The organism is Neisseria sp. HMSC064E01 (assembly GCF_001808875.1).
Taxonomy (GTDB): domain Bacteria; phylum Pseudomonadota; class Gammaproteobacteria; order Burkholderiales; family Neisseriaceae; genus Neisseria; species Neisseria sicca_A.
Genome location: NZ_KV794910.1, coordinates 84,593 through 90,230, shown reverse-complemented (window position 1 = coordinate 90,230; position 5,638 = coordinate 84,593). Strand labels below are relative to the sequence as shown.

Annotated in this window: 5 protein-coding genes; 2 read left to right on the top strand and 3 right to left on the bottom strand. The window is 48.7% G+C overall.

Annotated features, from left to right (window positions below; all coding sequences use genetic code 11):
* Positions 1–118: 118 nt before the first annotated feature.
* Positions 119–1,177: an AI-2E family transporter gene (locus HMPREF2572_RS04155; protein ID WP_070496368.1), complete on the bottom strand. Its 1,059-nt coding sequence runs from the start codon at positions 1,175–1,177 to the stop codon at positions 119–121.
* A 255-nt stretch (positions 1,178–1,432) separates the two neighbouring features.
* On the opposite strand from HMPREF2572_RS04155, the gene HMPREF2572_RS04150 reads away from it, so the two are divergent.
* On the top strand, positions 1,433–1,720 hold the full coding sequence (locus HMPREF2572_RS04150; RefSeq protein WP_167390266.1) for a late embryogeneis abundant protein: 288 nt from the start codon (positions 1,433–1,435) through the stop codon (positions 1,718–1,720).
* Between the two features lie 189 nt (positions 1,721–1,909).
* On the opposite strand, the gene ribF is transcribed toward HMPREF2572_RS04150, so the two are convergent.
* Positions 1,910–2,842: a bifunctional riboflavin kinase/FAD synthetase gene (gene ribF, locus HMPREF2572_RS04145; RefSeq protein ID WP_070496366.1), complete on the bottom strand. Its 933-nt coding sequence runs from the start codon at positions 2,840–2,842 to the stop codon at positions 1,910–1,912.
* 91 nt (positions 2,843–2,933) lie between these two features.
* Entirely contained in the window at positions 2,934–3,914 is a 981-nt protein-coding gene (locus tag HMPREF2572_RS04140; protein WP_070496365.1) for a hypothetical protein, read from the bottom strand.
* A gap of 354 nt (positions 3,915–4,268) precedes the next feature.
* Here HMPREF2572_RS04140 and HMPREF2572_RS04135 point away from each other — a divergent pair, with 354 nt between their 5' ends.
* The gene (locus tag HMPREF2572_RS04135) at positions 4,269–5,591 is read left to right on the top strand and encodes a M23 family metallopeptidase (RefSeq protein WP_070496364.1); all 1,323 of its coding nucleotides are present in this window, start codon (positions 4,269–4,271) and stop codon (positions 5,589–5,591) included.
* Positions 5,592–5,638 lie beyond the last annotated feature (47 nt).

Sequence of the window (5,638 nt, the reverse complement as noted above, 5' to 3'; positions counted from 1 at the left end):
CCTAACCTTCCCCCGCCAGACGGGGGAAGGGATAAGGTTGCTGTAACTGAAAAAAGGTCGTCTGAAAAACCTATTTTGAGCTTTTCAGACGACCTTTCATCTATATTTCAAACACTATCTAAATCAGCTTCTGCTGTTTCAACTCATTCTTCAGATACGCATAATAAACCGGTGCGACGATGATGCCGCCGACGCCGAAAATCCGTTCGAACACGACCATCGCCACCAGCAGTTCCCATGCGCTTGATTCGATTTCCGAGCCGATGATTTTCGCGTTCAGGAAGTATTCGAGCTTGTGGATGACGACCAGAAACACCAGCGAAGCGACCGCTACATATAAAGAAGCGCCGAGGCTCAAGATGATAATGATGGTGTTGGAAATCAGGTTTCCTGCGACGGGAATCAGCCCGACGATGAAGGCGATGACCAACACGGTCAGTTTAAACGGCAACTCGACGCCGAAAAGCGGCAGGATCAGATAAAGGTACACGCCCGTCAGCGCGGTATCGATCAGCGAGATTTTGACCTGCGCCAGAAACACGCGTTCGAAGCTGGTTTCGAAGTTCACAATCCGCCGCACCAGTTCTGCCTTGAAGGGTGGCATTTTGCGGCGGTTTTTGCGCATGTTGAGGCGGTGGAAACTGAGCATCGCGCCGATGATGATGCCGATAAGGATGTACACGAACGAGGTGAAGCTGTTTTTGCTGATACGCGTCAGTGCGGCGCTGTATTCTTCAATCAATTTGACCGCAGAGGCTTTGATCTCGGCGGTATTGTTGGGCAGCATGTTCAAAACCGATGGCGGCAGGCTGCTGCTGTTTTTCGTGTCTTCCAAAATCGCCGCCAGCTTGGTCAGCATCACGGGGATATGCCCGCCGTGAATCAGGTGGTAAATCCCCAGCGACATAAATAGGATAACCGTCAATACGATGCCTATGGTCAGCGTGGTCGAAATCAGGTTGATATTGTGCGCGTTGAGCGATTTGTGCAAAAACGTATTGCGCGTGAGCGTACGGCGGCGCAGCCAAAGAATCAGGCCGTTGGTCTTGGTGATGAAGACGTAGGTCAGGATAACGGCGAGCAAAAGCGGCAGAAAGTGGAAATACAGCACCACAAACAGGGCAAGCCCCATCAAGATGTAGGATGCATTGCGGAAGCGGGAATGTTCGAAAATCATTAAATGTAATGCCATGAAATATATAAATTTAAACAATCAAGCTATGAGGTACGATTAATAAAGCAGGACAAGGGGGTTAACCCGCCTTTTGAAACTTTATTTCAATTTCGCTTGACCTGACTTCGGTTTACAAACAAACCGTTACAATAAAAACTCAATCGCACCAAGTAGTTATGCGGTTGTCTTTACGCAAATTGCCATTTGGCATTTGACGGAATGATTTTATCAGACAAATTTCCCGAAAGGATATTACACATGAAAACATTGTCTAAATTGACCTCTCTCGTTCTTGTTTCTGCCGGTTTGATCGCTGCTCCTGTGGCTATGGCTCAACCTGCTTCCGGTAAAGCCGCTACTAAAGCAGGACATGTTCACAAAAAAGCCAACAAAGCTAAAAAACAAGCCAACGATCTGAAACAAGACAAAGCTGCTGAGACTGTTGCACCGGAAGCTGAAGCCACTAGCCCGCTGACCGAGCAAGGTAAAACTACTACCGAAACTGCACCTGCTGCCGCTCAAGAACAGGCTCCTGCTGCTAAATAAGTAGGATATAGTGGACTGAATTAAAAGAGGGATTCTGTTCCCGCGCACCGTTTTGACGGTTGTCGTCCTTTTTGAATTTAGGCCATTAGAAATCTCGCAGGCTGATGTCTGCATATTGGGAAAAAGGTCGTCTGAAAAGATTTTCAGACGACCTTTTTCAATTCGTATCTGGTGGTTGTGGCTATATTTTCAATACGTTTGCTGCCATTTCTTTGCGTCTTCTATGTCTTGTTCGATTTGACGTTTTAATGTTTCGATATCGCTGAATTTTTGTTCGTCACGCAGCTTGTGTAGGAAGCGCACTTTCAAACGCTGACCGTAGAGATTGCCGTCGAAATCGAATAAATGGACTTCGAGTTTTTGCGAATTGTTGTTGCTGACGGTCGGGTTGAGACCGAAGCTGGCAACGCCGCGCCGTGTGCCGAATGCGCCGTCCGCTTCGATGACGAATACGCCGCGCAGGGGATAGCGGTGGGGCGGAAGTTGGATGTTGGCGGTGGGGGCGTTGATGGTTCTGCCGAGTTTTTTGCCGTGTTTGACTTTGCCGCTCAAAACGTAATCGTGACCCAAAAGTTTTTTGGCGTACGCCAAGCTGCCGTCTGTCAAGGCGTTGCGCACGGCGGTACTGCTGGTGCGGATGTCTTCGACGATGACGGAAGGTGTGCGTTCGGTTTGTATATCGCTTTGCTGCTTCAATAAGTCGAAACAGCCTTCGCGTCCGGCGCCGAAGCGGAAATCGTCGCCGATAAGCAGGTAGCGTGTGTGGAGTGTTTGGCGCAGCAGTTTGTCGATGAAATCCTGCGCACTCATGTTGGCGAAGTCTTGGTTGAAACGTAATACCCATACGGCGTCGATACAGCCGGTATCGCGGAGCAAATCCAGCTTGGTACGCAAAGGGGCGATGCGGCATGGGGGCGTAAAGCCTGCTTTTCGGGAGAAGAATTCTTTGGGTTGCGGCTCGAAAATGACGACGATAACGGGAAGGTTGCGCGAATCGGCTTCGTTTTTGAGTTTTTGCAGGATGTGTTTGTGACCGAGGTGTACGCCGTCGAAATTACCGATGGTGACGGCCGCTCCTTGCGGAAAATCAGGTGCATTGTGCTGACCGAGTCGGATTTTCATGGGCGGTTGGTGCGAGTAGTGGAATGGTCGCGTATTGTAAACGTTATTGGTGTTTCTATAAACAGGGCGGCTAAGTGACAGTGCAGACGCATTACCATCTGCCGGTAAATGTTTTTTTCGAGTGCCAGAATTTCCATTTTGAAAACGGCGTGATGTGTAAAGTGCCGCCGTTTTCGCCGTCAGTGCTGATGGTCAGTTTTTTCAGACGACCTTGTGAAACTGCCTGCCAAAGTGGGGCAAACCAGCGGGCTTCCCAACTTTCTAAAATCTCTTGGTATGTTTGAATGTCGCCCGTTTGTTCCGTAATCGCCAAGTCGTCTAGAAAGATAACAGGGTTGGCGGGGTGAATGCCCGATTCATCAACCGCATCTAGCCAAGCCTGAAAATCATAAGGAGCGTCCCAGCGGAGGTCGTCTGAAAATTGCGCCCAAATGCTGTCGGAAGCGACTAAGTCTGCAGATCGCAGCCCCGTTAAATCCTGCCAGAGCCAAAGGCCGTTGATTGCGGGTGTATCGTTTTGAATGCGGACGGCGTTGAGTGGGTGTTGATGCAGCCACATTTGAATTTCAGTCTGCATTCCCAGCCATTGCAAGGCGTCTTTTCCATTCGCTTGGTCAGCCGACCCGATTTGTCCGTAGATATCCAATACCGGCGCAATCCCCCAATCGCATTCCGATGGCAAAGTGAGCAACCATAAATCAGGACGAACCGGCAAAAAATACCAACCTTCTTTGCTGTAAAACTCAGACAGCTCCAAACATAATTGAGCCGCTTCTTCTTTAGTGATGTGCAGATGTTCGCCGTTGACTACGCTGACTTGGTGCAATCCCATTTGCTGCCATATCGGGCTGGCAAACGCAGCCGCCTGATGCGGTGAAATCCCCATCAGCTCTTTGACTTGCGCCAACAAGCTTCCCTTCCATAAATATCGGCGATAAAAATCAGACGGCTTCATTTCTTGTTTATGTAATAATCCATATCGCAAGATTTGGTTAAACTCAGGAAGCGGGAGAGGAGGAAGTGTCTCATCTTTTTGACGGTTGAGAGAGGGGAGGGCAAGCGTCAGATTCATGGCAGTCGTCAGAACGGAAAAAGCTTATTTTACGCGAGAAAATACAACATACTCAAAATAACCAATGTCATTATCAGGCAGGATGATGGATAGCGTTTTTGAGTTGGAAGTGTGCATATGTTATAATCAAGTTCTCGTAAATTTCAGAAAAAAGGGGTGTAAATCAAAAGAATAGCCCCGATAATCATGCTCGGTTCTGAGTAAATTTGATTGTTTATTTTATTCACTTGGTATATATATTGTCTGGGAGAGACCGTAAACACGGTTGATAAGATAAACAATTAAACTCAATAATTTCAAATGACATAAGAGATGCGGTAGTAGAGTGATTATTACCGTATTGAAGGATAATGCGTGACTAAAACAACTCGATTTTCATTCATGCGCCGTTTCTGGCACAACAAGCCCGTACGTTGGTCATTGTTGGGCATCCTGCTGCCTGTATCAGGAGTAATGACTGCCTATGCGGTCACTGAGCCGGTTTCCAATCCTCAAGGCATTGCGTTGGAGCGGATTTCCGAGGAATTGCCCGCTGTTTATGTTGAAACCAACAATTTCCAGTCTAGCTATTGGGCGCAGGAAGTTGTCCAACAGGGCGACTCCCTTGCCGATGTGCTGGCCCGTATGGGCGTGGCGCAGACCGACATCAAACAAATCATGGCGAAAAACAGCGCAGATCAAAATATGCAGCATTTGCGCGCCAACCAATCCGTCAACATCCGTGTCGATTCATCAGGTCAGGTAACCGATGTGCAATTCTTTACCGATGAAGAATTGGAACGAAACCTTGTCGCGTTGGAAAAAGTCAAAGGGAAATGGCAGTTGTCTACTTCTGAAGTAGATATGAAAGTTATGCCGACTTTGCGCTCTATTGTTGTGCGAACTTCCGCACGCGGCGCGATGGCGCAGGCCGAAATACCTGTCGAAATCCGAGAGTCACTCAGCGAAATTTTCTCTGACGTACTGAGCTTGGAGGATTTGCAGGAAGGCGATGTTGTGCGTCTTCTGTACAACAATATGTATTTCCGAGGCCAGCAAATGGGTACCGGCGATATTCTGGCGGCTGAGATTGTCAAAGGCGGAAAAACCTATCAGGCTTATTATTACAGCCAAGGCAAAGGTGACGAAGAGAGCGGCAGCTATTATGATCAAAACGGTAAATCCCTCCAGCAAAAAGAGGGATTCAACATCGAGCCGGTTGTCTATACCCGTATTTCCTCGCCGTTTGGCTACCGAGTTCACCCCGTCTTGCATACCGTCCGTATGCATACAGGTATCGACTATGCCGCACCAACAGGCACACCGATTAAAGCCTCTGCCGACGGTGTGATTACCTTCAAAGGCTGGAAAGGCGGTTATGGTAATACCGTCATGATTAGACACTCTAATGGCGTTGAGACACTTTATGGCCACATGAGTGCATTTACGCCGGCGGAAGGTAATGTCCGGGCAGGCGAAGTGATTGGCTTCGTCGGTACAAGCGGACGCTCAACCGGCCCGCACCTCCACTACGAAGCACGCGTGAACGGTCAGCCGGTCAATCCGACGACAGTTGCATTGCCGACTCCGAAACTGACGCCTACCAATATGGCAGCGTTCCGCCAACAGCAGAAAACTGCCAATACCATGCTTGCCGCAGTACGCGGTTTGCCGGTATCCGTTGCGCAGTTGGACTGATGGGATTTGTTTGAAAAAAAAGGTCGTCTGAAAAATTTCAGACGACC